This is a genomic window from Proteiniclasticum sediminis, from assembly GCF_018128025.1.
In the GTDB taxonomy this organism is placed as follows: domain Bacteria; phylum Bacillota; class Clostridia; order Clostridiales; family Clostridiaceae; genus Proteiniclasticum; species Proteiniclasticum sediminis.
On the sequence record NZ_JAGSCS010000004.1, the window covers coordinates 19538 to 45933 of the forward strand.

Annotated in this window: 18 protein-coding genes and 1 pseudogene; 3 read left to right on the forward strand and 16 right to left on the reverse strand. The window is 53.3% G+C overall.

The window, feature by feature from the left end:
- Nucleotides 1–75 precede the first annotated feature (75 nt).
- From rfbD to KCG48_RS04500, 15 genes and pseudogenes are all read right to left on the reverse strand, one after another.
- Nucleotides 76–924 carry a dTDP-4-dehydrorhamnose reductase gene (gene rfbD, locus KCG48_RS14705; RefSeq protein WP_230977006.1) on the reverse strand — a complete coding sequence of 283 codons (849 nt, stop codon included), beginning with the start codon at nucleotides 922–924 and terminating at the stop codon, nucleotides 76–78.
- Nucleotides 925–1485 carry a dTDP-4-dehydrorhamnose 3,5-epimerase gene (gene rfbC / locus KCG48_RS14710; RefSeq protein WP_230977007.1) on the reverse strand — a complete coding sequence of 187 codons (561 nt, stop codon included), beginning with the start codon at nucleotides 1483–1485 and terminating at the stop codon, nucleotides 925–927. It lies immediately after the preceding gene.
- Between the two features lie 159 nt (nucleotides 1486–1644).
- Nucleotides 1645–2664: a dTDP-glucose 4,6-dehydratase gene (gene rfbB / locus KCG48_RS04440; protein WP_211800109.1), complete on the reverse strand. Its 1020-nt coding sequence runs from the start codon at nucleotides 2662–2664 to the stop codon at nucleotides 1645–1647.
- A gap of 22 nt (nucleotides 2665–2686) precedes the next feature.
- Nucleotides 2687–3565, reverse strand: a complete 879-nt coding sequence (rfbA, locus tag KCG48_RS04445) for a glucose-1-phosphate thymidylyltransferase RfbA (RefSeq protein WP_211800110.1) — start codon at nucleotides 3563–3565, stop codon at nucleotides 2687–2689.
- A gap of 208 nt (nucleotides 3566–3773) precedes the next feature.
- On the reverse strand, nucleotides 3774–5192 hold the full coding sequence (locus KCG48_RS04450; protein ID WP_211800111.1) for an MATE family efflux transporter: 1419 nt from the start codon (nucleotides 5190–5192) through the stop codon (nucleotides 3774–3776).
- 50 nt (nucleotides 5193–5242) lie between these two features.
- Nucleotides 5243–5950: a glycosyltransferase family 2 protein gene (locus tag KCG48_RS04455; RefSeq protein ID WP_211800112.1), complete on the reverse strand. Its 708-nt coding sequence runs from the start codon at nucleotides 5948–5950 to the stop codon at nucleotides 5243–5245.
- Nucleotides 5947–6756, reverse strand: coding sequence for a glycosyltransferase (locus tag KCG48_RS04460; RefSeq protein ID WP_211800113.1), 810 nt, complete (start codon nucleotides 6754–6756; stop codon nucleotides 5947–5949). The genes KCG48_RS04455 and KCG48_RS04460 overlap by 4 nt, the downstream gene beginning before the upstream one ends.
- A 13-nt stretch (nucleotides 6757–6769) precedes the next feature.
- A pseudogene (locus KCG48_RS15065) lies at nucleotides 6770–6958 on the reverse strand (DapH/DapD/GlmU-related protein); the annotation flags it as partial.
- Nucleotides 6959–7371: 413 nt separating this feature from the next.
- Nucleotides 7372–8382, reverse strand: coding sequence for a CgeB family protein (locus KCG48_RS04470; RefSeq protein ID WP_211800115.1), 1011 nt, complete (start codon nucleotides 8380–8382; stop codon nucleotides 7372–7374).
- 8 nt (nucleotides 8383–8390) lie between these two features.
- Nucleotides 8391–9551 carry an NAD-dependent epimerase/dehydratase family protein gene (locus tag KCG48_RS04475; RefSeq protein ID WP_211800116.1) on the reverse strand — a complete coding sequence of 387 codons (1161 nt, stop codon included), beginning with the start codon at nucleotides 9549–9551 and terminating at the stop codon, nucleotides 8391–8393.
- A gap of 197 nt (nucleotides 9552–9748) precedes the next feature.
- On the reverse strand, nucleotides 9749–10381 hold the full coding sequence (locus tag KCG48_RS04480; protein ID WP_211800117.1) for a sugar transferase: 633 nt from the start codon (nucleotides 10379–10381) through the stop codon (nucleotides 9749–9751).
- A 432-nt stretch (nucleotides 10382–10813) separates the two neighbouring features.
- Entirely contained in the window at nucleotides 10814–13582 is a 2769-nt protein-coding gene (locus tag KCG48_RS04485; protein ID WP_211800118.1) for a glucosaminidase domain-containing protein, read from the reverse strand.
- A gap of 122 nt (nucleotides 13583–13704) precedes the next feature.
- Nucleotides 13705–16218, reverse strand: coding sequence for an N-acetylmuramoyl-L-alanine amidase (locus KCG48_RS04490; RefSeq protein WP_211800119.1), 2514 nt, complete (start codon nucleotides 16216–16218; stop codon nucleotides 13705–13707).
- A 254-nt stretch (nucleotides 16219–16472) separates the two neighbouring features.
- Nucleotides 16473–20624, reverse strand: coding sequence for a S8 family serine peptidase (locus tag KCG48_RS14980; RefSeq protein ID WP_211800120.1), 4152 nt, complete (start codon nucleotides 20622–20624; stop codon nucleotides 16473–16475).
- 472 nt (nucleotides 20625–21096) lie between these two features.
- Nucleotides 21097–23367 carry a transglutaminase domain-containing protein gene (locus KCG48_RS04500; protein ID WP_211800121.1) on the reverse strand — a complete coding sequence of 757 codons (2271 nt, stop codon included), beginning with the start codon at nucleotides 23365–23367 and terminating at the stop codon, nucleotides 21097–21099.
- Nucleotides 23368–23779: 412 nt separating this feature from the next.
- Between KCG48_RS04500 and KCG48_RS04505 the strand changes: the two genes are divergently transcribed.
- A complete protein-coding gene (locus KCG48_RS04505) occupies nucleotides 23780–24631 on the forward strand; it encodes a nucleotidyltransferase domain-containing protein (RefSeq protein WP_211800122.1) in 852 nt (283 codons plus the stop codon).
- 58 nt (nucleotides 24632–24689) lie between these two features.
- On the opposite strand, the gene KCG48_RS04510 is transcribed toward KCG48_RS04505, so the two are convergent.
- Nucleotides 24690–25262 (reverse strand): xanthine phosphoribosyltransferase, encoded by a 573-nt coding sequence (locus KCG48_RS04510; RefSeq protein ID WP_211800123.1) that lies wholly within the window; start codon nucleotides 25260–25262, stop codon nucleotides 24690–24692.
- Between the two features lie 169 nt (nucleotides 25263–25431).
- On the opposite strand from KCG48_RS04510, the gene KCG48_RS04515 reads away from it, so the two are divergent.
- Together KCG48_RS04515 and KCG48_RS04520 are read left to right on the forward strand one after the other, a co-directional pair.
- Entirely contained in the window at nucleotides 25432–25689 is a 258-nt protein-coding gene (locus tag KCG48_RS04515; RefSeq protein ID WP_211800124.1) for a hypothetical protein, read from the forward strand.
- A 20-nt stretch (nucleotides 25690–25709) separates the two neighbouring features.
- The gene (locus KCG48_RS04520; protein WP_211800125.1) at nucleotides 25710–26390 is read left to right on the forward strand and encodes a carboxylesterase family protein; all 681 of its coding nucleotides are present in this window, start codon (nucleotides 25710–25712) and stop codon (nucleotides 26388–26390) included.
- Nucleotides 26391–26396 lie beyond the last annotated feature (6 nt).

Below are 26396 nucleotides of genomic sequence, written 5' to 3' on the forward strand. Positions count from 1 at the left end.
AAAGATGTCGAGAAAAAGCAAACTCTTTCAGCTTTGACTAAAAAAAGACCGAGGATGATCCCCGGTCTAAAGGTTCTAGCAGTCCGTCAGGGTCTTTACATAACGGGACAGCGCATCCTGCCAAGTGGGAAGTCGATGGAAGCCCATTTCGTCCAGCTTGTCCTTGCTCATGCGGCTGTTTAAAGGACGCTTAGCCGCTGTGGGGAACGCATCACTTCCCACAGGGGTCACTTCCACATCCAGGCCTGCCTGGACAAAAATTTCCTTGGCAAAATCATACCAGGAGCAGATTCCTTCGTTGGTGGCATGGTATGTTCCATACTTGTCCGTTTCAATCATGTCGCAAAGAAGAACTGCCAGGTCTGCCGTGTAGGTAGGGGATCCGAACTGATCCGCCACTACGCTGACCTTGCCCAGCTTCTTGCCAAGACCCACCATGGTGCGGACGAAGTTCTTACCGTTCTCACCAAAGACCCAGGAGATCCGCACAATGTAGCGCTTCGATACCAGTTCTTCCATGACGAGTTCGCCCTCGTACTTCATCTGACCATAGACATTGACGGGATCCCGGTGAGCATTGGGCTCCCAGGGAGTTTCGCCGTTACCATCGAAGACATAGTCGGTACTGATGTACATCATGGGGATATCCTGCGCCTTGCAGACCTCTGCAATAAAGCGGGTACCATCCACATTGATCTTACGAACCAGGTCCACATTGGACTCAGCAGCATCCACTGCGGTGTAAGCCGCGCAGTGAATCACCGCCTCCGCCTGGGCGGTACCCAGGTAGTCCTTGACGCTCTTCTCATCGGTGATGTCCATTTCTTCCTTGTCCACACCCACAGCCTCATGGCCTCTGCGGGTCAGTTCCTTGACCACATCATAACCCAGCTGTCCCCGGGCTCCTGTTACTAAGACTCTCATCTACTTCACCTCGTATACAAAGTTAGCGTCGCTGTCCTTCAGGTTCGGGCTGGTCTCATCCTTAGCGCTGAGAATGGGTGTCACATCGCCCCACTCTACGCCGATCTCCGGATCATCAAAACGGATGCCCCGGTCGCAGTCCTTGGAGTAGAGATTGTCTACCTTGTACTGCACTTCCACGTTGTCTGTGAGGGTGATGAACCCATGGGCAAAGCCCTGGGGAATGTAGAGCTCTTTCTTGTTCTCCTCAGAAAGTTCTACTGCTACCCACTGCTTGTAGGTGGGGCTGCCCTTACGGATATCCACAGCCACATCAAGAATGGTGCCCTTAGTGCAACGAACGAGCTTCGTCTGCGCCATGGGGTTATTCTGGAAATGGAGCCCTCTTAAGGTACCCTTCGTGGCGGAGAAAGAATGGTTGTCCTGGACAAATACGGTGTCCATGCCAAAAGCTTTGAACTTTTCCTGATTATAAGACTCCATGAACCACCCACGATGGTCTCCATAGCAGTCTGGCTCGATGACGAGCACTTCCTTAATGGCCGTTTCTGTTACTTTCATGCGATCCTCCTGATCTCTTTGGGATTAAACATGCCGGATTGCGCAGAGCCTCAGGCTTTGCGCAATCCGGTGTTTACTTTCTTCTATTAACTACAAAATGTTGATCTACTTTACCGTACTTCGGATGACCAAAGGTCAAACTATAATGGGTGATTCAGTTTAGCGTCCTTCGTACATCTGCTTGAAGTAGTTCTGGTACTCGCCGCTGAGGATGTTCTCCCACCAGTCTTTGTTGTCCAGGTACCACTTTACAGTCTTCTTGATGCCTTCATCGAAGGTGGTGGTAGGCTCCCAACCCAGTTCGTTGGAGATCTTGGTGGGATCGATGGCGTAACGCATATCGTGGCCTGCACGGTCTGTAACGAAGGTAATGAGGGACTCGGGCTTGCCCAGTTCCTTCAGAATGGTCTTCACGACTTCCAGGTTAGTACGCTCGTTGTGTCCGCCCACATTGTAGACTTCGCCCACACGGCCGTCATGGATGATGCGGTCGATGGCGATGCAGTGATCCACGACATACAGCCAATCCCGGACATTCTCACCCATGCCGTAGACGGGAAGCTTTTCGTCATTGAGAGCACGGGAGATGATGAGGGGAATGAGCTTCTCGGGGAAGTGGTAGGGTCCGTAGTTATTGGAACAACGGGAGATGGTCACCGGCAGCTTAAAGGTTCTGTGGTAGGCCAGAACCAGAAGGTCTGCCCCTGCCTTGGAGGCCGAGTAGGGGGAAGAGGTGTGGATGGGGGTCTCTTCCGTGAAGAACAGCTCTGGCTGATCCAGGGGAAGATCTCCATACACTTCATCGGTGGATACCTGATGGTATCGCTTTACGCCATACTTACGGGATGCATCCATGAGCACCTGGGTACCCAGGATGTTGGTCTTCAGGAACACATCGGGGTTCTCAATGGAACGGTCCACATGGGACTCTGCGGCAAAGTTCACCACGATGTCGAACTTCTCTTCGTTGAACAGTCCATCGATGAACTCCTTATCCGTAATGTCGCCCTTGACGAAGCGGAAATTCTTGTTTTCCATGGCGTCTTTCAAGGTGGACAGGTTGCCTGCATAGGTCAGGGCATCCAGACAGACGATCCGGTACTCCGGATAGGTCTCCAGCATATGGTACACAAAGTTGCTTCCGATAAACCCGGCTCCGCCGGTCACTAAAATATTCATTCCCAATCCTCCGTAACCTTAATTAGTATTGAATCTTATGGTCTGCTACTTTTTGCAGGTGCAGGCCATAGGGTGATTTTCCGTACTTCTTGGCAGACTCCAGAAGGGTATCCCGGTCAATCCAGCCGTAGTGGTAAGCAATCTCTTCCAAAGCGGAGATCTTGATCCCCTGACGCTTCTCCACCATGCGGACGAAGTCAGCAGCATCTACTAGGGAATCCATGGTTCCGGTATCCAGCCATGCAAAGCCTCTACCCAAAAGCTTAACATCCAGGTCGCCCATTTCCAGGTATACCCGGTTAAGATCCGTGATTTCCAGCTCGCCGCGCTTGCTGGGCTTCAGGTTCTTGGCGATTTCCACTACGCGGTTGTCGTAGATGTAGAGTCCCGTGATGGCATAGTTGGACTTGGGGTTCTCCGGCTTTTCTTCCACAGAGAGAACCTGGCCGGCCTCATTGAACTCCACCACGCCAAAGCGCTCGGGATCTTCCACATAGTAACCAAAGACCGTTGCCTTTCCTTTGTTAGCCACAGCATCCTTCAGGATATGGCTGAACTGGTTGCCATAGAAGATGTTGTCTCCCAGGATAAGGGTGCAGTCATCATCACCGATGAACTCTTCCCCAATGATGAAGGCCTGGGCCAGTCCATCGGGTGAAGGCTGCTCCGCATAGGTCAGGCTGATCCCGAACTGGGATCCGTCACCCAAGAGCCGCTCAAAGTTTGGCAGATCCGTGGGGGTGGAGATGATGAGGATGTCCTTGATCCCCGCCAGCATCAGTGTGGACATGGGGTAGTAGATCATGGGCTTGTCGTAGATGGGGAGCAGCTGCTTGCTGGTCACCATGGTTAATGGATAAAGTCTAGTGCCTGATCCTCCGGCCAGAATAATTCCCTTCATAAATAGCCTCCTGTTTCATTTTCGTTCTTTTCATTCTTCATTCTTTTATCCAAGTCTGTCAACCGTTTTGGTTGACGTTATAATCCACATTGCATTATACACGAAACCCTTTAATTTTCGATGAAGAGTTCCGCAAAAAACCATTAAATAATCGCAGATTTTGAGCATAATGACGAGGTCATGGCCGATTTGCCCCAAAAATCCCTTCCTAGGCTCTCAGCATTCCCTTGATCCGTTTGAAGCTTCCTGCAATTCTCTCCCGCTGGAGGAAGAGATAGACGCCATAGGCGAGAAGATACGGGACCAAAGCCACCACAGACTCCAGGAACCATCCAGAGACCATGAAGACGAGAATCACCAGGAACTCGCCTCTTGCTGCACTCAGGAAATCCACCTTCAGGAGCTTCGCCAGCTGCCGTTCCGCCAGGAACGATCGGATAACGAGGAGAATGGTGATGGACGCCATGGCTAGATCCAGGTTCTTCAGCATCACCGTGGTGATGAGGGTGGCGATGCCACTTAAGGCCATGGTGGTCACATTGAGCTTCAGCATGAGCTTCTCCTGCCGTAGGGTCTTCAGGTACGTGTTGGTGAGAAGGGACATCTGTCCCTCATAGACACTTAAGGGGAAGACTAAAGGCATGTAGTGGAGACTTTCCGCATAATTGGGGAGCCACTTTAAGAGCACTGCTTTCAGCGGGAAGTAGAACACGAGAAGCCCCAGCATCATGGCGAGAAGCAGTGTCCGGATGATGCCGTAGAGCTCCGGCAGCTTCTTCTCCTCCGTGCGGCGAAGAAGCGGATACATGATGATCCCCACGGCATTGATGAAGAGCATGAGGAGATTGGAAATGGTTAAGGATAAGGAGACTTTGGCAAAGGTCACCACATTCCAGACCCGTTCTACCCCAAACCGCACAATGCCCACAATGAGGGAGCCTGCGATGTTGGAGATCATGAGCTTAATACCCACTTGGATATTGTGGAGCATTTCCTTCACGGTCCAGGTGAACTCCGATACCTTGCGGAAAACCATCTCCTTACAGGTCACCATGGCATAGCCCAGGGAAATGGCTTTTCCCAAGAGATCCGCATAGATCATGACCTTGTAGTCCCGGCTACCGGCAAGGAGGAATCCCACAATGAGGACCACATAGATGAGCCGGTCCAGGATGGTGATGGCCGAATACTCCTTGATCCGGGCAGTGCCCTGGAGGATGAAGATCAGCATATAGCGGATGTTCGAAAGTACTAAGCAAATGGCGGTCATCTGGAAGATGAACTGCCGATCCCCTTCCATGGGGAAAATCAGCGTGCCCACCACCACCAAGATCGCTAAAACGATCTGGCTGAAGGAGAGCATATGGAACTGGGAGAAGAACTTCACCTTGTCCAGCTCCTCGTAGGTCTTTCCCCCATAGCGCAGATAGATTCCATCCACCCAACCGAAGTGGAGGAATCCCACATAGGCGGAGTAAAAGAAGTAGAGCTGCCAGTAGCCATACTGTTCAATACCCAAAAGTTTGGGAATGACCAGGACCACCAAGGTGGAAATGACCAGGGAGATGACGTTGGACACAATGGTGTAGGAAAAGTTCTTGAGGAAATTCAACGCTTTATTATTCAACTTCAATACTCCTCAGGATGAATTCTAGGATGCTGCCAAAAAGCCTTGGGTTAGACAAACTTGCGCACTAAGAGATGCCCCAGGCAGTAGGACCTCACCTGCAGCTTATGGGCAAGGCTGTTGGTGCTCTTCACCCCACCTGTGGAGGCGTTGCCCCCATGACGGCGGTATAGAAGAAGCGGTTCCTCCACCAGACCCACACTGAAGTAGGCTTCCCCCACCAGCATGATCCAGTAGTCATGGGCGCAGAGTTTCTGATTCTTGGGCATGGGCAATACCTTCTTCAGAAGTTCCTTCCGGAAGGCCATGCAAGCGCCGATATAACGGGTCTTGGCAAAGTTATACCAAAAACCCGTCTTCACCCCATAGAGGGCAAAATGGGAAGGAATGAGGGTCTTTAAGTCCCCATCCACAATGGCCGCATCGCTGACCACCAAGGCATCCTTCTCCAGGGCCTTCATCATCTTCTCCACTTTTCCGGGAACCCAGACATCGTCCTGGTCGCTTAAGAAGATATAGTCTCCATTAGCCTGGGACAGGGCATGCTCAAAGTTCTTGGCATAACCTCGCTCCCCAGGGTTCAGACTCAACTTCACCCGGGGATCATTGAGATCCCGGATCACCTGGAGGGTATTGTCCGGTGAATGGTCATCGGAAACAATGACCTCATCCTTCTCCCCTAGCTGGGACAAAATAGAACGAAGCTGCTCCGCCACATAGTGCTCACCCTTATAGGTGGCCATACATACACTGATCATAAGGTCTTCTCTCCTCCGTAATACTGCAGGGCCAAAGGCAGCGGCCGCAGTGTTTTGTACTTCACCACGAGGCGAAGCATGCGAAACAGCACAAAGACCGAGAGCTTTCCTTTCGGTCCGCCGGCTTTGCCAAACTCCCGGGCTCCGTTGCAGTAATAGCGAAAACGGCTTAGTTCCCGTTCCTTGTCCATGCCCTCATCGCCGGAAAGCCCATGGAGAAGGGTTTCCTCCACCAGGATGCATTCCTTCTTATAGGCTTTGTACTTCGAGATAAAGGCGATATCGCTGAAATCCAGCTTAATGGTGTCATAGAATCCCCCAATGGCATCCACCACCTTCAATGGCAGGAGGAGGCCACTGTTAATGAGGGACTTGCCCTCCAAAGGGTATACGGGTGAATACACGAAATCCGCCACGGGCGTGGCGCTGTTTCGGATCTTCCCCTCGATAAAAGGCGAATAAACCTTCCCGTTCCCCGCCACCATGGGGGCATAGAGATAGTCCTCCCCATAGGTGGAGAGGGCCTCCCGGTAGCTTTTTAAGATCTCCGGGGAAAACACCGTATCATGATCCAGGAGCAGTACGCCCTTGAGCTTCAGCTTCCTTGCCAGGTCGATGCCCCGGTTGTAAGCCTTGCTCACCCCGGGATTATGGGGATCATGGATGTAGTGCCATTTCGGATCCACGACCTGGGGTTCCGGTGAATTGTCATGGATGAGGATCTCCACCCCTTCCATGCGTTTAAGATAGGCGATGTCTTCTACTTTTTTCCTGTAGCAGACCACCACCAAGAGCAGATCATTCATGGGGATCCTCCCTTTAGACTTTCTCCCAGACCTTCGTCTGGGGATTCCACTGTTTCAGGACCTTGGCGGGAATCCCGCCCACAATGGCCCCGGCGGGCACATCTTTGTTCACCAGGGCATTGGCCCCGATGACGGCGCCGTCCCCGATGGTGACCCCCGGAAGAATCACCGCATTTTCCCCAATCCACACCTGGTGCCCGATGGTCACGGGGCGAGTGATGAGCTTTCGCTCATCGGGGGCTTCCGAAGGATCCGCCGCATCCTCATGGCCATACTCCCCATGACTGGTGTCCGAGATGAAGATCTTGGAGGCCATGAGGCAGTCGTCCCCAATGGTGACCCGTTCACTGGCCACAATATGGACATTGTCCCCGATTTTGCAGTTCTTGCCTAAAATTAATCGGATCTCTCCCGCATCGCCCGATGCGCTCTCATTATCCAGATCAAAACGGCAAGAATATCCGGTGGTGAAGCCCTGTCCAAAGGACAGGTGCTTTCTCCCCCGGATATGGAATGGGCGACGGATGAGCCGCGCCCCCGGATAAAAGACTTTCGTCAAAACCAAAGCGTGAACCGACTTCAGCGTTTCAGACAGACTGTAACTTCCCATGTTTCTTACCTCGTATAGGTCATTTTTTCATCCTTGTGGAGAATTCGCTTCACCCAAGACTGGAGACTATAGGAATCATAGATTTCCTTGGGGATCTCCCGGTAAGGCTTGGCCAGGAACGGAAGAACCTCCTCCTGGTTATCGCTCTTCAGAATAAAGATATTCTCTTCATCGTAGAAGTTGTAGTTGGCCACCTTCTGATTGGTGGTGATGAGCTTCTTCTTGGCCCCCAGAGTCTCGATGGTGCGCATGGTGAGCCCCGTCTGCTTGTCATGGGGAATATCGAAGATGCAGCGGCTCTTCTTGATGATGTCCACCACTTCCTTACTGGTGAGGAAGGTGAAGTTGAACTCCTCCTTCTTCGCCCGGCGAAAGGCCGGCACAAAGAGCTTATTGTAGACATACTGAAGCTTCATGATGTAGTAGAAGGAGAAGATCCGAAGACCCTTTTCCTCCAGCTTCGGGAAGAGCTCCCGGATGATCTTGTAGCGGTTGGGATGAGCCGTGCAGATGCTGGCCAGGTCATACTCCACCTTAACCTTACTCTCGGGAATGCTGGCATACTCCTCCGTATAGAAGAGGGGCAGAAGCTCCAGCTCCGGATAGGACTTGGCATCCTCATAGTCAAAGGTGTAGGCCCGATCCACCACGGGAATGACTTCCCGGACGTGGGGATAGAGCAGCACGGAGTCCCAGAGATAGAGCACAAACTCCGCCTGGGGCTGGGCCTTTCGAAGCCCCTTCACCATATCCCCGTCAAAGGCTTTGCCGTTTAAGATAAACACCAAATCATACCGCTCATGCTTGATCTTTGCCAGGAGCGCCTCATAGTGTTCCCGGATCTGCTTCTGGATGATCTTGGGATTGATCTTCAGGAACGCTCGGGTAAGGGACGAGGTGCCGGGGCGGTCATTGTAAAAATCCACCGCCCAGCCCTGGTTCTCCATGGCTTCCTGAATCAGCGTATGATAATTGTAAAATACGGTTCCTATGAAGAGAACCTTCCGTTTAATCATGAAATCACCTATTTAGTTCCCTTAAGCAGCATGCCCCGGGCCACCAGTTCTTCGATGGATTCGTCAAAGGATACCCCTTCCGGTTTCTTCTCCTTGGAGAGTTCTTCCAGTACCCAGGCGCTGAACTCCTTCATGCCCAGATCAAAGGTGTACTCGGGCGTGAACCCGCAGCAGGCAATGGTCTTCACCATGTCTGCCTTGTTGTGGCGGATGTCGCCGATCCGGAAGTCCCCGGTAACGCCGATGCTGGAGGTGGAGCCATACATGGCCTTCAGGGTTTCCGCCACACGAATGACGGAGACACTCTCTCCGCTGCCCACATTGAGGGTCTGTCCATTGGTCTTCTCATTGGTCAGGGCGTTGATGGTATACGCCGCCACGTCCTTCACATGGACGAAGTCACGGCTTTCCAGACCATCTTCGAAGATGTTGATGTCCTGATTGTTCAGAAGACGCTTGGAGAAGATGGAGAGGATGCCCGTATAGGGATTGCTCAGGGACTGTCCGGGTCCAAAGACATTCTGGTACCGGAAAATGGTGTAGTCCAGACCCATGGAGGGGCACATGACCTTCAGCATTTCCTCCTGGGCCAGCTTAGTGAAGGCATAGTAGGAAATGGGCTTGGGCAGGCTCGTCACATCCGTGGGGATGAGTTCCACATCCTTCGCACAGATGGGGCACTTGGGCTCAAAGTCCTTCTTCAGCATATCCTCCACCACTCGGGAGTTGGGCACCACCACGCCGTGTTCCGCGCAGCGGTACATGCCTTCGCCGTAGACGGAACGGGAGGAAGACAGGACGATCTTCTTCACGGGAAGCTTCTTCTTCAGAATGGTTTCCAGCATATTGGAAAGCCCAGCAATATTTACCTGGGTATAACGGTTCAGTTCGTACATGGACTGGCCAGTGCCGGTCTCGGCAGCCAGATGGATGATGTAGTCCACCCCTTCCAGGGCCTTGGCCACCAGGGCCTCATCGCAGACATCGCCGATAATGAGCTCCACCTTGTCTTTTACCTGCTGGTATAGATAGGAATCCTCATAGTTCTCGCCATGGATCTGGGGGGACAGGTTGTCTAAAACCACCACATCAAAATCCTGGTGGATCTTCTCGATGATGGCATTTCCAATAAAACCGGCTCCGCCTGTGATCAATACTTTGTTTTTCATGTTTTTCTCCTCATCCTCTGTTTTTATTTAATTCAGATATACCATTTACACGGATGGATGTAAAGAAACCCCGTGCAAAGAAAATGTCAATTTTGGATTCAAGCCATAGAAATAATCCTGCTTGGCTGATTTGGCGGTTCCAGATCAGAAAACAGGATTCTTACATATGCTTCATCATTAAACTGCAAGGGAGCAGGCTATCTTGCGCCTTCTCCTGTGAATATGACGCCGATGGTGGCAAAAAGAATCTTGAAATCCAGCTTCATACTTCTGTTCTTGATGTAGTACAGATCGTACTTCAGCTTCTCTTCCGGACTGATGTCATAACCGCCGTTGATCTGGGCCCATCCGGTGAGTCCGGGCTTGACCAGGAGACGGGAACGGAATCCGGGAATGGTTTTCTCAAATTCCTCGGTGAAAACTTCGCGCTCCGGCCGGGGTCCCACGATGCTCATGTCCCCCATGAGGATGTTCAGAATCTGCGGAAGTTCATCGATCCGGGTCTTGCGGATGAATTTGCCCACCTTGGTCACCCGGGAATCTCCCTGGGCTGCCCAGACGGCGCCATCCTTTTCTGCATCCATATTCATGGAGCGGATCTTGTAGATCATAAATTTCTTGCCGTTACGCCCCAGTCTTTCCTGGGCATAAAAAGGGCTTCCTGGGGTCTCCAGCCTCACCAGCAGAGCAAAGATGAGGACAAGGGGGATGGCTACGATGAGCCCCACCAGGGAACCAACAATATCCAACAATCGTTTGATGAGGTTATACCCCACTTTTTTATCCAAGGCCAAATCTTCCATGGCTTCTTCACCTGTCATACTATTCATCGGTATCTCTCCATTATGGGATATTCTTCACCTTATTCAGGTCCGTGAATCCTTAAACAATTATACTATAACCTTTTGGAAAATGGTAGACAGACCGGGTTTAATCAAAGAAATGTAAGAAATCATCATAAAATCCTCATATTTATCCGTGAATTTTAAGAATTCCCCCGGCTTTTTCGGATTCCATCCCCCATTCACTCCCGGAATCCGAAATCCCGAAGAACCTTGTCCCTGAGGACTCCTCGGGACTTTCGCCATTCCCGAAGGAGAATGGCGAAAGAAACCCTTTACCTCCCCTCTATCCTCCGATTTTCGCCGAAAGGCGAACATTCTCGCGATGTTCTGATTTTCAGCCAATGAAAAACTCCGGGCTTCCCACGAAGGGGATCGCCCGGAGATTCATGACGGAATCTTAAATCCTTCTCTTGGACCTTAGGGTCTCAGGAAGGACGGGAAGATAAACTTCTTCACGGCCGTGACGCCCATGGCGTCGAACTGATCCTTGATGCGCTTGGCCTGCTTGTAGGCCCATTCAATGTCCGTGGCATACTGGTGAGTCATGCCGCCGGCCAGATTGTACCGCATCTTGTAGAGGGTGTTCTGTCTTCCGCTGACGCGGTTGATGTAGTTGTCCGCAATCCACTTGGCTCCCCCGTCAATGGCCTTGTCCACGGAATCCCAGCCCACGCTGTAGGCATACTGGGAACCCCAGAGGACCGCATTGCCGTCATAGGCACGGATGCCAAAGACGTTGTGATAGAGCTTGTCGGCATTTTCCGGCGGTACCGGCGTCGTGGGCGAGTTGATGTCGCCAATTTTGGAATACACCACGGTGATCTTCACCCCCTGGGCCAGGACGGAAGTGCCGTTGCCTGTTTCCAGGAGAGAGTGGGCCACCAGGTAGAAGGGGTTCACGCCATAAGCCTTGGCGGCATTGAGGAATACCTGTCCTTTTCCGCTGAGAACGCCCTTGCCGGCCAGCATGGTGTCCAGAAGCTCCACAGGAGCTTCATAGTCTGCGGCATTGTAGGAAAGATCCAGGAACAGGTACTTGTAGGTATCATCATAGATGAAGTTTGCAGGATCCATATTTCGCCAGAGTCTTTCATAGATCACCGGACCGGATCCCGTATAGATCTGGACATTCTTGTATTCCATGTCCACATAGGTCTTGAAGGTCTTGGCATAGGGTTCATTGACATAGCTGTCGGTGCCCGTTCCCCTGAGGATCACGGCATCATAGGCCTTGGAACCGTCCTTGCCCACCACCTCCACCTTGACGGAATTCATGGCTTTCGTCAGAAGTCCCGGCTGAAGGGTGTAAGAGTAACCTGCAGTGGTATTCTCGGGATACTTCGGATAAGCGCTGCCGTCGCTGGGAAGACCATAGGTGGCCGTACCCTGGAGAACGCCATTGACGTAGACATTGACACTGCCGACGCCTTCCGGACTCAGGGCTACCCCCGTGAGGGTGGTGGCCTCCGTGGGTACCGGAGCAAGATCCGTCAGCCCCTTTAGGGTGACAACGGAAGGATCCTTGGCCATTTCCCAGTTGAAGGTCTTGGTTTCCGTAGCCCCACTGTTGGTTTTCACCGTGACCTTGATCACGTGGCTGCCCACGTAGAGATTGGCTTTATTAATGTTGAAGCTAAACCCCGGCTGATTCATCACGGGATACCCGGGATACTTGGTCGCCAGATCCGTACGATCGGAGCGGAACACGGGAATGGGATTCCCATCCAGGGTGATGGTGATGGATTCGATGCCCGTATAGCCGATGGCGTAGCCCCCGCCAATGACATCTTCACTGGTGTAGACGCTCTTCATGGGATCCATTTCGAAGACCAGGGGAAGCGGATCGCTGTAGACGTCATACTTCTTCACCAGATAGTCTGCCGCAGCATAACCGCTGAGGGTACCGTAATCCACCTTGGCCCACTGGTTGCTGTCAATGCTGTAGACCTTGATCAGAGAACCGTAAGGCATGGTAGCCAGAATGGCTCCACTGGTGCTGGCGGTGCTTCTTAAGCGAAGACCTGCAGAGGCATTGACCACATACATGGAGTAAAGGTAGACCGGTTCAGGTGTCGGATCCACGGGATCCACCGGGTCAACAGGGTCAACAGGGTCTACCGGATCCACCGGATCTACCGGATCCACGGGATCTGTAGGAACCACAGGATCTGCCGGATCATTGGGTGAAGGAGGAGTCGGTCCCACGGACTTTTTGTAGAGCCGAATTTCCATCGCTTCAATACGCTTTAAGCTGCCGCCGGCACCGGAGATTTCTCCGTCATGTTTCCAGCCGGTCCAGCCGATGTCCTGAATGTGGGTGCGGTACTCAATGCCATAGTCCTCGGCTACTTGACCCGTGAGCCACATTTTCGTGGCCTCCACCCGAAGCGCCTGCCCGGTGGTCCCGCTGTTGGCCCCATCCTTCACGGGATCCATCCAGCCCAGTCCGGGGACATAGGCGGCATAGTTCAAGGATCCGCTGGGAAGGTAAGGAGAAAGGGCTGCCCAGTAGGCTTCCATGCGGAGGGATTTCCCCACGCTGCCACCGATGGCGCCATCGCTGACGATGGGCTGCCAGCCGTAGTCCTCGATGTGGGCCTGGTAGCGCACATCATAATGAACACTGGTGCTCTTTAAGGCCTTGCCCGTAATGGCCGGACCTTTTCCCTTGTCGTAGAGACGAATCTCCACGGCCTCGATGCGATACCCATAGCCTTCGGAACCGGCGGCATTGCCGTTCTTGGCCCAGTCCTGCCAGCCGTAGTCCTCAATATGGACACGGTAGTAGAGGTCGTACTTGGCTGCATCGGTCCCCGTCAGCTCCATCTTCAAGGCTTCCACCTTTTTGCTGAGCCCCACGGTACCGCTGGTCTGACCGTTTTCCATGTAGTCCTGCCAGCCTGTGCCTTGGACAAAGGCCGCATAGCGGACTCCCAGGTTCACGTTATTCACAATGCTCAGCTCCAGGGCCTCCAGCCGACGCGCCTTGCCCGTGGTTCCGGTGATGCCATCCCCTTGGGTGTAACTTCCCCAGCCCACATCCTGAATGTGGGAACGGTAACGGATGGTGGTGCCATCCGTGGTGACAGCGTAGACCTTCAGTTCCTTTCTCCCCAGGGGCAGAAAGAGGGATAAGCTCATGACGAGCAGAAGAATCCACCCCACGGCTAATTTCCTTCGTTTCATTGATAACCTCCTTTTTCGAAACCTTAAGGCTCCGACGGCCGATCGTACAGCCTTTGGCTGTCATTTTTTTACATCAATATATCAGAAAAACGTGAAAAATTCAACCTTTCCGGGCTTTTCAACTAGGGGCGGAGGGCTCTTCCCACCGCTGCCCGGAAGGAGTCCATGCTCTCCCCGTGCTTGGGGAACCAGTGTGAGACATCCGAGTGCCCGCTGGCGATGCCCAGGTAGTACCCTTCATAGTGGGCGATGATATTGTTCTCGTTAAGATCATACATGCGAAGAAGCATGACAGTGAGTTTTACGGTATTGTCCCAGGCCTTTCGGAAATAGGCCTCATTGGCGGCCACATCGTAGCCGATCATCTGCCCCCCCTTATAGTAGAAGGTTCCGGGCTCCGCAATCTCAATGCCGATGTGGGTGTTGTTGGCAGAACCTCCCGCGTGCCATCCCCGGTGATTCCAGGGCAGGTACTGCCATATGGACTTGTCATCGGTGAAGGCGTGGACCGCCACCTGACGGTTGATCTCGCCGGCATCATAGGATTTGTTCCAGCGGCTGAACCACTCGCCGGCCATGACGCCCGGCGTCGCCGTGGAATGGATCATGACGCCCTTGGGGACAATCTTCCGGTCCAGGTTGTAGCAGTCATTTCGCGTCATGTACTGGGTAAAGAGATTATCCGGGATGTTCATGGCGTAGGGCTTATCCGTCTTCCCGGGAGCAGGCTGACCTTTTTTCACCAGACGGATCTCCATGGCTTCCAGACGGTACTCATAAAGAGCGGTGCCCGCCTTTTCCCCATTCTTGGCCCAGTCCAGCCAGCCCACATAGGCGGCATGAACCCGATAATAGAGGTCATACTCATTGGCAATGGAACCTTCCAGCCACACCTTGATCTCCTCGATGCGACGGGATTCTCCCACGGTTCCCACCAAGCTTCCGGCATTGGCTGCGTCTCGCCAGCCGATGCCCTGGATGAAGGCCGCAGCCTTCACCGTTCCCGAGGGAAGCTGTTCGCCCAGGTTCAGGGTAAAGGCCTCCAGACGAAGACTCTTTCCCGAGGTTCCCCCCAGTTCGCCGTCCCCTACTTCCGACATCCAGCCCACATCCTGGACATGGGCGCTGTAGCGGATGGCTTTCAGGGGAACGGGACTGGCATAGGCATTGGCGCCTTCCGTAAGAACGTTACTGCCCTTCTTCACAATCTGCACCTGCAGAGCTTCCAAACGGTAATGGAAGGTGGTGGACCCGACAGCCATGCCGTTTTTCGTCCAGTCCAGCCAGCCGTAGTTTTGCACATGGGCCCGATAATACACATCATAGGCCGCCGCATCGGCGCCTGTGAGCTCGATCTTCACCGCTTCCAGCATATTCTTGGTCTTGGTATAGTCCAGCACCTGACCATTCTCGGCATAGACGCTCCAGCCCTTGTCCTTGAAGTACCCGCTGTAGCGGATCCCCAGTTCCTTGTAGGGCACCGTGACCTTCATGCTGAAGCCGTAGAGGGCCAGGGCCTGACCCACGGTTCCTCCCGTGGCCCCGTCCTTCACCTCCGCCAGCCAGCCCTTGGTCTGGGCAGCCAGGGTGTACCCCACCACAGGAGGCGTCAACACCAGCACCGGCGGATAGGTCCCTTCAGGAAGGGCAGTACCCTTGGGCACCAGAACCACTTCCACCCCAGTGATCTTCAGCACTTCCCCCTGGGTTCCCGCGGGATTTCCCGCCGTGGTCCAGCCCAGCCAGCCATAGCGTTCCACACGAACCCGGTACTGGAGGTCAAAGCTATCCGCAATGTTCCCCGTGAGGGAGAACCTGAGGGCCTCTACACCGGAAAGAGGATCCGGTGTCAGGACTGCCTCGCCATTCTTCACCGCAGGAAGCCAGTCGCTGCCCACGGGTTTTACACTATAGTTCACTGTTCCAGAGGGTAAAGTCATGGGCAGTGTCGCCTTCAGTCCATTCAGCGGTTGAGGATATGCTGCGCCATTTTGAAGGGCACTGAGCTGCCAGCCGCCCTGGGCGGTGGCGACCTCCAGGTTAACGCCAGGGGTTCCATACTTGCTTTCAAAAGCCTTGGAGACCACAGGAGCAAGGGCATCCCCTTTGGGGAGCACCAGAATCTCCACCGCTTCCATGCGGTAGCTGAGGCCTTCCGATCCCGCGGCGGCGCCATTTTTCGCCCAGCCCAGCCAGCCGATGTTCTGCACGTGAGCCCGGTAGAAGACGTCATAGCCGGCAGCCTGTTCTCCCGTGAGCTCGATCTTCAGGCCTTCCACACGCTTGCCGCTTCCGGGCATGCCGCTGATCTCCCCTTCTGTCACTTCCGGAAGCCAGCCGTAGTCCTCCACATGGGTGGTATAGCGTAGCCCCAGGCCCGGCTGATTCCACTGAATGAGGAGCGCCTCCAGCCGAAGGCTCGCCCCCACGGTGCCGGCGAAGTCCGGCGAGGAGACCAGCCCCTGCCATCCTGCCCCTTCCACAAAGGCCTGGTACTGAAGAACAGAATCCTCCACCGGCGTTGTCACACTCTCCAGCGCCCCCGTTTCCCCGGTTAACGGCAAAGCTGCCGCGTCTCCCGCCAGCTCCGCTGCCGAGACTTTTCCCGGAGAAACACCCAAACTTAAGCTCAACATACAAAGAACCAATAATGCCACCAGTTTCTTCATGCACCCGTCCTACCTTTTGCTTTTTCTTTAATGAAATTATACATTGATTATAGCATTTCTTCGCTTTATCCCATCCCCCAATTTACTCCGTTTTCAATTTTTCACAATTTCCCCACATTTTGATCTTTGTTTCAAAAAAAGTCAAAAAAGGAGACGGTGCACAGCACCGCCTCCAAAAAAGGGTTCACAGTTTCTTCACCCAGCGCTACGCGCCTTGGAAGTTAGGGATTGAAGGGCGTGGTGGTGCTTCCGGGAGCCGGAGCGCCCTTGGGAACAACCACGATCTTCACAGCTTCCATGCGGAGGGATCTTCCGGTGGTTCCAGCGGGAGCGCCATTCTTGGCCCAGCCCAGCCAGCCGAAGTCCTGTACATGGACCTGATAGTAAATGTCATAGAGTCCGGCATCCGTTCCCGTGAGTTCGATGGTCACCGCCTCACCGCGGAGAGATTTTCCGGTGGTGCCGCTGAGAGCGCCATCCATGACGGGATCCTGCCAGCCGTAGTCCTGCACGTGGGTGGCATACTTGATGCCCAGCTTGGTGCTGTTCAGGACTTCGATGTTCAGGGCTTCGAGTCTCAGGGACTGTCCGGTGGTGCCGCTGACGGCTCCATTTTCCACATATCCCTGCCATCCGATGTTCTGGACATGGCCGCGATAACGCAGAGCCACTTCAGGAATTTCCTTCACGATGGTGATGGTTTCCGACGTCGTATGACCAACGGCATCTTCCAGGGTGAAGTTAAAGACGTTCTCGCCGTCCACGAGGTTCACCTTGTAGTCGAAGGTGCGATAGCCTGCGCCCACGATGTACAGTTCTTCAAATCCATCCCGGAGGAAGATCTGGCTGTCATCTTCGTAAAGCTTCAGGTAATCCAGGTTGTCCTTCAGGGTGAAGCGGATGGTGGCTTCCGAGGAGTTGGACACACGATCCAGCACTTCATAGGTGAGGGTCGGAGCGGTGGTGTCCACATAGAAACGGCGGGTCAGCTGGGTGACATTGCCATTATTGGTGATGGCTTCCACCTTCATTTCCTGATAGCCGTCGGGAAGATCCAGAACGGCGCTGAACTTGAAGGCAGGTCCGTTGATAACGGTGGTGGCGGGATCTTCCGGATCCTTCACCACGACGCTGGGCAGATACTCCACGGTGGCTTCCACGGTGCCGTTGAGGAGAACCTTATCCAGGTAGTTGACGTTGGTGACATAACCGGATACGGAGACGGTGCCTTCCGTCAGGAAGTCCAGGGTCAGGGGTTCCATGATATAGATCACAGGTTCCACATCCATGGGCAGTTCTGCGGTGACTTCCGTCATATTGTAGATATAGTCAAAGGCGGCGATGTCCACGGTGCTCACATCAGGAGCAGCCACGGGCAGCGTGTAAGTGTAGGTGTCCTGTCCAGGAGCAGCATTGAGCTGTCCGGGCTGAACCGTACCATTGACGGCAAAGAGGAAGAATCCTAATCCTGCTCCGGCATCGGTGGCCTTGAAGGTCAGCGTACGGGTAGCCTCGTCATAGGAGACGATTTCCACTTCGGGGCCCTTGGTATCCACGGTGACCGATCGCTTGTAAGTCTGGTATTCCGAAGAACCCTGAACCTTGGCGGTGATCTCGTAGATGTACTCACCATCGGCCACTACAGCGCCCTTGACCTTACCATCCCACTTGGCGTTAGCCACGAGGGTATAGGGGTTACGGGTTCCGCCGTTGATGAAGTTCTTCGTCACCCAGTTGCTGGTGAGAAGGGTTCGAAGAGGTGTTCCGTCCGTCTTGGTGATCTTGTAGTTCACCTGTTCGGCATTACGGAGGAAGGAAAGAATGGGCAGAACATTATCAGTGCCATACATGGCTCCGGTTTCGGTGCCTGGGCTGATAAAGAGGTTCTCGTCCCCATTGAAGTAGTAGCCGCCGTTATATTCCAGACCGAAATCGGAATACTGGAAGTAGGAAGGTCCAAAGGCATCGCTGGAATCCAGGCCATCAATGATGGCGGGCTCATCCCAGTCGCCGTAGAAGCCCACAAAGGGAACGCCCACGGTGGGGTTAACATCCAGAGGATCGACCAGATGGACAAATCCTTCCACGAACATGTTGCGGGTAACGGTGGTATCAGCGGAGAAGTCGATGGTCACGGTGAATTCCTTGGTGCCGTTGGCGGGAACCACCACGGTCTCTGGAGCATCCACTGCAGCATTGACATACTCCGAACCCAAGCCAATGACTTCCGTGGTGCCGATTTTGTCCGCAAAGTCTTCCAGCACGGTGGTGTCCACGACATAGGTGACTTCGGCATCCGTATAGTTGGTCGCCTTCAGTCTCAGGGTAAAGGACTTGGTTTCAAAGTCTTTCAGTTCTACCTTGGCTTCGCCTGTGGTGGCGTTGACCAGGGTCACCGGCGTCGTCACGGCGCCGAAGATGTTCATGAGTCCTGCACCCTGGGATCTTGGGGATACATCGTAGTCCCACTTGTCCAGGACAGAGACTGCGGTGTTCATGAGGAGAGTCTTCGCCATGCGGGTCTTTTCTCCTGCAGTGAGGTTGGCAAACTTCGGATTGGACTCCAGGTACTGCATAACCAATGCAGAGCCACCGGCCACATGGGGTGCTGCCATGGAGGTTCCGCTCATGGTGCCGTAGGAATTGTTGTTAAAGGTGGAGAAAATCATTCCGCCAGGAGCGGTGATTTCCGGTTTGATGGCCAGGGTCGGTGTGGTTCCCCAGGAGGAGAACGCGGACATCAGTCCGGCATTAGGATTAGACACAGACATAAACTCAGAGGAGAAGGTCACTTTCTTTTCCGCCAGGTTATAGAGGTCCACGCCAGCGGTATTCCCGATGAAGACTGCAGGAATCTTCAGGGTTTCCGGATAAGCCATGTTGATCAGGGCATTTCCGCCTCCAGCGTTGTTGTAGATGATGACGCCGATGGCGCCGGCATTGGCGGCGTTAGTGATCTTGTCCACGAAGGTCAGGCTTCCGCGAATGATGAGGGCGACCTTGCCGGCAACGCCTGTGAGTTCTGCGGGAGTACCCAGTCCGCCGTAAACATATTCCACGTCAGCCGGAAGAGCCTTTGCAGGATCCGTAGGTCCGGCCACAGCCATGGGGGCTTTCACCGGAACGCCAGCCTTGAGATAGGTGAGGTACGGCATCATCTGGTTGGTGTTTTCGATGGAAGCCACGGAGATGGTGGGAGCATTGAGTCCCGGGGATCCGACGACGCCCACATCGGGGTTGGACTTCCAGGGATAGCCGTAATAGGTTCCGGTCCATCCATAGGTCAGGGTGCCGGAGTTTCCGGCGGAGACGGAGGCCACAATGCCATTATCCACGGCATTTTGGAGGGCCACAGCTTCCGGAGCTTCTGCCGAGGCAAAACCTGCGGTGGAGCCAAGGCTCATATTGAGGACATCGGCGCCCAGCTTAATGGCCTCGTCGATGGCCACCATGTAGATGTCGGAGAAGGTGGACGGATAGAGAGGATCATTGGAGAACACTTTCATGGCCAGAAGCTGCGCTTCCGGGGCAATGCCCTTGATTCCGCCATTTTCCGTGTCGCCATTGGCACCGGCGGTTCCCGCCACGTGCATACCGTGCATGGAGGCTCCAGGGCCCTTGTCGATGACTTCCATGCTCAGGTCAAAGTAGTTGTAGCCATAGGGCACCTTTTCTGTGAAATACTTGCCCTTGAGGCCCAGAGCGCCCACTTCTTCTGCGGTGAGTTCGCCTTCGACGCCTTCACTGAGAATCATGTCGCGATGATTAAAATCAATACCGGTGTCGATGATGGCGATGATCTGTCCCTCACCCTTGAGATCCAGGTTCCAGGTTTGGGCTGCATTGACCATGCTTCCGCTGCTGAGCATATTGGGCTCTTCTGCGGGTTTTTCGTACTCATTGGAAAGATACACATGCTTTACGCCGGTGAGCTTTTCAATGACGGCAATATCCTTGAACTTAACGATGCCACTGAAGCCATTCATGGCTACGGTGAAGCTGTTCTTGAATTCCATCTTGACGGATTTGCCCAGGATCGCCGTCTTCACCGCTTCCTGTTCCGCTTTCAAAGTGGATTCGATTTTCTTAGTCTCCGTCACAGAAAGGGAGCTATAGGATTTATCCTTTCCTGTGGCGATGACCACACCAGGTTTCGAGGTCAGTTCCACCACGATGCGGACTTCATCTTCCGGCTGGAAGAATTCGGCATAAACTTCGGATACCTTGCGGTCCGAAAGTTCCGCTTCGAGTTTAGCACGGGCAGCATCGAGGAATGCACGATTTCCAGCATAGGCTTGTTTCGGCACAAATCCGCCGGACAGTGCAAGCAGCAGGACGAGAGAGAGAACGAGGAATTTTCGTAGTCTGGTCAAAATACTACCTCCTTGTCGAGTTGTCATAAGATCAGCGACCCTCCTTTAATTTCTTGAATATTCACAAGATAAAAATATTATACCGATAGATTAGGAAATTATCAATAAAAAATGGGATAAAATCAAAAATTACGACATATTCTCCATAATTTGTTGACATTATTTTTGAAATCCAACGCATTTCCGGTAAAAATGTGAACCAAAGCTTAATATTTTCTCCAAAATTACCCAATAGAGCGTTTTAGATATGTAAAATTTATGAACATTCTTTGGAATTGATTCATTCTCTCTATTTCAGTTAAACTTTTTTTAAGTTTTCCAGTTTCCCACTTCAGCTCCCAAGGAAGGCAAAACTGAAAATTGAGACCTTTATAGCCTCTGGCGCCCAAGATAAAACACCCGGATCCTTTAGGGATCCGGGTGCCGGGAACGATATTATCATTTTGTCATTCTTTGGAACAGGGATCCTCCCCTACTTCAGGACTTTCGCCGTGAAGGCATTGGCGGTGGATCCGGGGGCGGGAGCCCCCTTGGGAACAAGACAGATCTGGATGGCCTCCAGACGGTAACTGTATCCGGCAGTGCCGGCATCCTGGCCATTCTTGGCCCAGCCCATCCAGCCAAAGTTTTCCGCATGGACGCGGTAGTAAATATCATACTGTTCCGCCACAGTTCCGGTGAGCCGGATGCGGATGGCCTCCAGGCGCTTGGCCTGGCCCGTGGTGCCGCTTAAGGACCCATCGGTGACCTCACCCATCCAGCCGTAATCCTGGACATGGGTGCTGTAGACCACGGATCCATAGGGGAGAGAACTGCCCAGCTTCAGGGTGATGCCTTCCAGGCGCTTGCTGAGTCCCGTGGTGCCGCTGACGGCGCCATCGGTGACGGTGCTCTGCCAGCCGAAGTCCTGGACATGGGTACTGTAGTTGGTCAGTCCATCGCCATAGAAGGAGGTATAGGAATTGGTCTGGGGAAGACTGCTTCCCTGGCCTTTTTCCAGAATCTTGATTTCGATGGCTTCCAGGCGGTAGGAATAGCCGGCGGAACCCGCCGCATGACCATTCTTGGCCCAATCCAGCCAGCCCAGGTTCTGCACATGGACCCGGTAGAAGATGTCATACTTGTCCTTATCCGCTCCCGTGAGCTCGATCTTGATGGCCTCCAGACGCTTGGCCTGGCCCACGGTGCCGCTGACGGCCCCATCCTGGACATATCCCTGCCAGCCATAATCCTGAACATGGGTGCTGTAGCGGATGCCCAGATTGGGCATATTGCCAAGGCGGATCTCAATGCCTTCCAGACGAAGACTCAGTCCGGAGGTTCCGGAGGTTTCCCCGTTGGCCTTAAAAGCCTGCCAGCCGATGTTCTGAATGTGGGTTCGATACTGAACGCCGGTGACGGGAGGTGCCGTGACCACAGGGGCCTCATAGAGGTTCTCCCAGCTGTTGGTGTAGTAACTGGAACGCTGGGTGTACTTCAGTGCCCCGTCCAGGAACGCCAGTCCCTGGATGGCGCCAAGGCCGGCGGAAGGAACGAAGGCCGTGGAAAGTCCAGAACCATCCTTGTTCATGGAAAGGATGCTGCTGTCCGTATGGAAAAAGAGCTTTCCGTTCTTTTCATCCAGTTTCAGGGAAACGCCGCTCTTATAGGACCCGGATGGCAGCGTATAGACGGTGGTTTGGGTTCCATTAATCGCACTGTACTTCATGAGCTTTCCGGCCGTGGACATGTAGTACCAGTTTCCACTGTCCACCACAAACCGGCTGTCCACATTCTTCCAGAACATATTGTCATAAGTGGTGCTGGGGGCGGTGCCGGCTACCGTCCAGCTATAGTGGGGGTTGGTCCCTGCGGAAATGGCGGCATCGCTGAGAAGGAAATAGTCATGACCCACATTGCCCAGGCGGTCCCATACAGGATCATCCCAGGTCACATCCACATGGTAGTTCTGGCCCCCGATGGTGATGAGGTTCCAGGCATGGTTCATGGCATTGCTCACCACGAGCTCCGTGGGGATGCCCAGACGGTTTTCCATGAGGTACTTGTAGGCCAAGGCATAACCGTTGCAGACGGCCAAGTTGTCCACCAGAACGCCGTAGGCGTTGTAGGAGTCCGGCAGGATGGTGCTGTTCATGTCGTACCGGGTGTTGAGGATGAGGTAGTCATGGATGGCCAGGGCCTTCTCCACATCCGTCATGCCCGGAGTGATCACGGACAGGGCTTTGGTCACTTCTTCCTCAAAAAGGTACCGCATGGAGGCCACCTGATCGGCAGTCTTCGTGTAGGAGGGTACCAGCGTCTTGATGGTTCCCTTGACGGAATCAATGGTGTAGGAAATGCTTCCCTTCACATAGAAGAACTCCGGATGGTCATTGAGAATACTAAAGAAGAGCTCCCCAATTTCCGCCCGAGGGATTCCATAGGTGGTGAGGCTCACACTGGGCGCCATATTGGCCAGGGCATTGACGATGGCCGTGGTGGCGGAGGTGTAGGTGCTGGAGAGCACCTGGGGCTCTACAAGATTACTAACCGACGACGTCTGAAGGGCAGGAACCATTTCCCGCTGCAGGAGCGCACCTGCATCATCCAGCGCAGGCCAAGGCACGGTGGAAGTTTCGGCAGCAGCAGTCGTTTCCGGGGAAGGCAGACGCAGATCCTCTGCATGGGCAACTCCAGGAGCAGTCAGTGTAAACGCAAACAGCAGGAAACTGGCGGCTAAATTGCGCACTTTCTTAAAATTCATAAATAACTCCTTTAGGGAAAAAGTTTTAATATTTCATGATTTATACACCTTTATTTTAATTGAATTTCAATGGATTTCAATATTCCTTCATAAATTTCACAGGATGCGGGAAACAATACGCAGATGGCTTCGTATTCAATCAGGATCCCTTTTACGCTCCAGCTAAAAAATGGATCTTCATCAAAATTGTAAACTTTCCGCGGAACATTCTGTTCAAAATATCGCCAAAAAAAATTGCGATCACTTTTTTCTTCTCCTCGGCACATTTTAAGTTATGATGAACAATCCCAAGAAAAATAAGAAAACCGAAGGGTTTTCTGCTATGATAAGAGCAAGAAGTCAGAATTATTCCAATGTCTGACTTCGTCGTTCCCTATCAAAGGGAAAAGATGAGGTAAAGGAGAGGAAATCGATGAACTTTGACCTGACGAATCCAAGAGTTATTCTAGCCAAAGAAATTCGAGAGAAATTGAGAAATGTGGAATTCGACGGGCCTGAACTCATGGCCATGGCTGTCGGCGGTTCGGTATCCCGAGGCCAGGCAGACGCCTTTTCAGACCTCGAACTCCTCTGTTTCTGGGACGTCTTCCCCGATGTAGACACCCGGCTGAAGCTGGTGGAAGCCATCGGCGCCGAGGTAATCTTCCCCGTGGACGATGACCAGAACGAGGACAACCTGCTCCTCAATGACATCCAGGTGGACATCATGCACAACACCGTGGACTACTACGACAACATGATCAGTGATGCCTGGGAGTTCCATCTGGCTGATTACCAGACTCTGGCCTTCCTGGACACCATCGCCTATGCCTATCCGCTCTTTGGCGAAGACATTCTTAATGTATGGAAAGAAAAAACCGAGGTTTACCCTCGGGAACTGGCCATCAACGTCATTTTTGACAATCTGGTGAAACTCCACAACGGCAACATCGAGCTCTATATCCAGCGCGATAACCCCACGGAGTTCTATGCCCAGATGGTGGTGATCCAGCGCAAGCTCTTCAACATCCTCTCCGCCATCAACAAAACCTATGCCGGCGGCTACAAGTGGATGTATCCTGAGCTCCTCAGCATGGAGATTGCCCCGGTGAACATCGCCAGCCGCTTCAAGCAGATGTTCGCCATCAATAAGTTTGAAGCTGTGGAAGATCTCTACGCGCTGGTCTTCGAATCCCTGTATCTGGTCAAACACAACTTCCCGGAGATTGATTTCAATGTGGAAGAGACCTTCGACAAGTTCATGATCAAACGGCTGCCGCTCTAAGGGCTGCCGCTCCAATAAAATACCCTGCGCAAAAAACTCAGCGCAGGGTATTTTTCATTTACGGACGAAACACTAAACCGTCTTGATCCATCTTATCCACAATGGCCAGGCTTTCCAACGGATACCCCGCAGCTCTCAGCTCGGCTCCGCCTTCCAGGAACCCCTTCTCAATGACGATGCCGATACCACCCACGGAAGCTCCGCTTTGACGGGCAATGTCCAGGAGCCCCGCCATGGCCTTTCCATCGGCCAGGAAATCATCGAGAACGAGGACCCGATCCTCCTTCGTCAGATACCTGCGGCTCACCCGGATGATGTACTCCCGCTGCTTGGTGAAGGAATAGACCTTGGATTCATAGACTTCCTTATCCAGATTCTGGCTTTCCACCTTCTTGGCAAAAACCACCGGCACCTGAAAATACCGGGCGGCCATGACGGCGATGGCAATGCCGCTGACCTCGATGGTGAGGATCTTCGTGATCCCCGCATGCTGAAAGCGGTGGAAGAATTCTTTTCCTATAGCATCCAGAAGCTCCACATCCAGCTGATGGTTAAGAAACTGATCCACCTTCAGAATATTCCCTTCGCGCACTTCTCCCAATTCCCTGATCTTTGCTTTCAGCTGATCCATATCCGCACCTCATCCTTTGTAAATTTTCTCCTATTCTACCACAGATCTCCCCCCAGGTAACAGGGTTTCTTGCCAAAGCTCCTGGCGCTCCCTCTTCTCCTTTTTTCATCGTTCTCTCCTTCCCCCATGTGGTATAATGGGCAAAGAGAATGAAAGAGAGGAAGATCCCATGTTTGACTTGTTCATTTATCTCCTGGGTCTTAGCATCGGCGCCGCCATCCTCCTCACGGGAGGCTACCTGCTGATCTCCGCCCTGCGTAGCAAGGATACCTATATGCGTTTAAACCGGGCCACCCTTCTGGTTGCCCTGGTGGTTTTCTTTGGCATGCTCACCCTGAACTACAGCCTGCTGAATTCCTTCCTGGCTTCAGCCCTGGCGCTGCTCCTCATCCGGGTGTCCTATGTCATCTACATCGATGCGGAATAGCACACAAGGAGGATCTGCACATGCCCATTTTTGATACCGTCCTTTCCCGGCGGGTGAAGCTCCCGTTTCGCCTGAGCCTACCTAAAGGTTATGCCGAAAAAGCAGCCCAGGGTGAAACCTTTCCCCTCCTCCTCTTCCTCCACGGCATGGGAGAGCGGGGAACAAACCTTCAGCGCCTGAGCGCCACCGGACTTCCAAAGCTTCTGGACGAAGGTCTCGAGCTGCCCTTCCTCGTCCTCATGCCCCTTTGTCCGGAAGATTCCTTCTGGAATGACGAGCATGAGGCGCTTCACGCCCTCGTGGAATACATCACCGAGAATTATGCCGTGGATGCATCCCGGCGGGCCATCACCGGCCTCAGCATGGGCGGCTTCGGCACCTATGAAATGCTCACCCGCTATCCGCAGATGTTTTCCGCCGGTGTGCCCATCTGCGGAGGCATTGGCTCCCTGTACACCCGGTTCTTTCTGGAAAACCTGAAGGAGATCCCCCTGTGGATCTTCCACGGGCGCTTGGATGAACAGGTTCCCGTGGAGGAGAGTCTCACCATCCATGACCGACTCCTCAAACTCGGCGCCCAAGGCGTAAAACTCACCGTGTATGACGACCTTAACCATGATTCCTGGAGTGCCACCTACGCCAATCCCCAAGTCTATGATTTTCTCCTGGAACCTAGGCTCCAGGCGGATTCCCAAATATAAGAGCTT

Bases quoted from the DNA above. Each gene is read 5' to 3' on its own strand.
- KCG48_RS04470 (WP_211800115.1), bottom strand. From the start codon at position 8,382: ATGATTAAACGGAAGGTTCTCTTCATAGGAACCGTATTTTACAATTAT.
- KCG48_RS04485 (WP_211800118.1), bottom strand. From the start codon at position 13,582: ATGAAACGAAGGAAATTAGCCGTGGGGTGGATTCTTCTGCTCGTCATG.
- KCG48_RS04455 (WP_211800112.1), bottom strand. From the start codon at position 5,950: ATGATCAGTGTATGTATGGCCACCTATAAGGGTGAGCACTATGTGGCG.
- rfbB (WP_211800109.1), bottom strand. From the start codon at position 2,664: ATGAATATTTTAGTGACCGGCGGAGCCGGGTTTATCGGAAGCAACTTT.
- KCG48_RS04475 (WP_211800116.1), bottom strand. From the start codon at position 9,551: ATGAAAAACAAAGTATTGATCACAGGCGGAGCCGGTTTTATTGGAAAT.
- KCG48_RS04480 (WP_211800117.1), bottom strand. From the start codon at position 10,381: ATGAATAGTATGACAGGTGAAGAAGCCATGGAAGATTTGGCCTTGGAT.
- rfbC (WP_230977007.1), bottom strand. From the start codon at position 1,485: ATGAAAGTAACAGAAACGGCCATTAAGGAAGTGCTCGTCATCGAGCCA.
- KCG48_RS04515 (WP_211800124.1), top strand. From the start codon at position 25,432: ATGTTTGACTTGTTCATTTATCTCCTGGGTCTTAGCATCGGCGCCGCC.
- KCG48_RS04460 (WP_211800113.1), bottom strand. From the start codon at position 6,756: ATGAATGATCTGCTCTTGGTGGTGGTCTGCTACAGGAAAAAAGTAGAA.
- KCG48_RS04520 (WP_211800125.1), top strand. From the start codon at position 25,710: ATGCCCATTTTTGATACCGTCCTTTCCCGGCGGGTGAAGCTCCCGTTT.
- KCG48_RS04505 (WP_211800122.1), top strand. From the start codon at position 23,780: ATGAACTTTGACCTGACGAATCCAAGAGTTATTCTAGCCAAAGAAATT.
- rfbA (WP_211800110.1), bottom strand. From the start codon at position 3,565: ATGAAGGGAATTATTCTGGCCGGAGGATCAGGCACTAGACTTTATCCA.
- KCG48_RS04500 (WP_211800121.1), bottom strand. From the start codon at position 23,367: ATGAATTTTAAGAAAGTGCGCAATTTAGCCGCCAGTTTCCTGCTGTTT.
- KCG48_RS04490 (WP_211800119.1), bottom strand. From the start codon at position 16,218: ATGTTGAGCTTAAGTTTGGGTGTTTCTCCGGGAAAAGTCTCGGCAGCG.
- KCG48_RS04510 (WP_211800123.1), bottom strand. From the start codon at position 25,262: ATGGATCAGCTGAAAGCAAAGATCAGGGAATTGGGAGAAGTGCGCGAA.
- rfbD (WP_230977006.1), bottom strand. From the start codon at position 924: ATGAGAGTCTTAGTAACAGGAGCCCGGGGACAGCTGGGTTATGATGTG.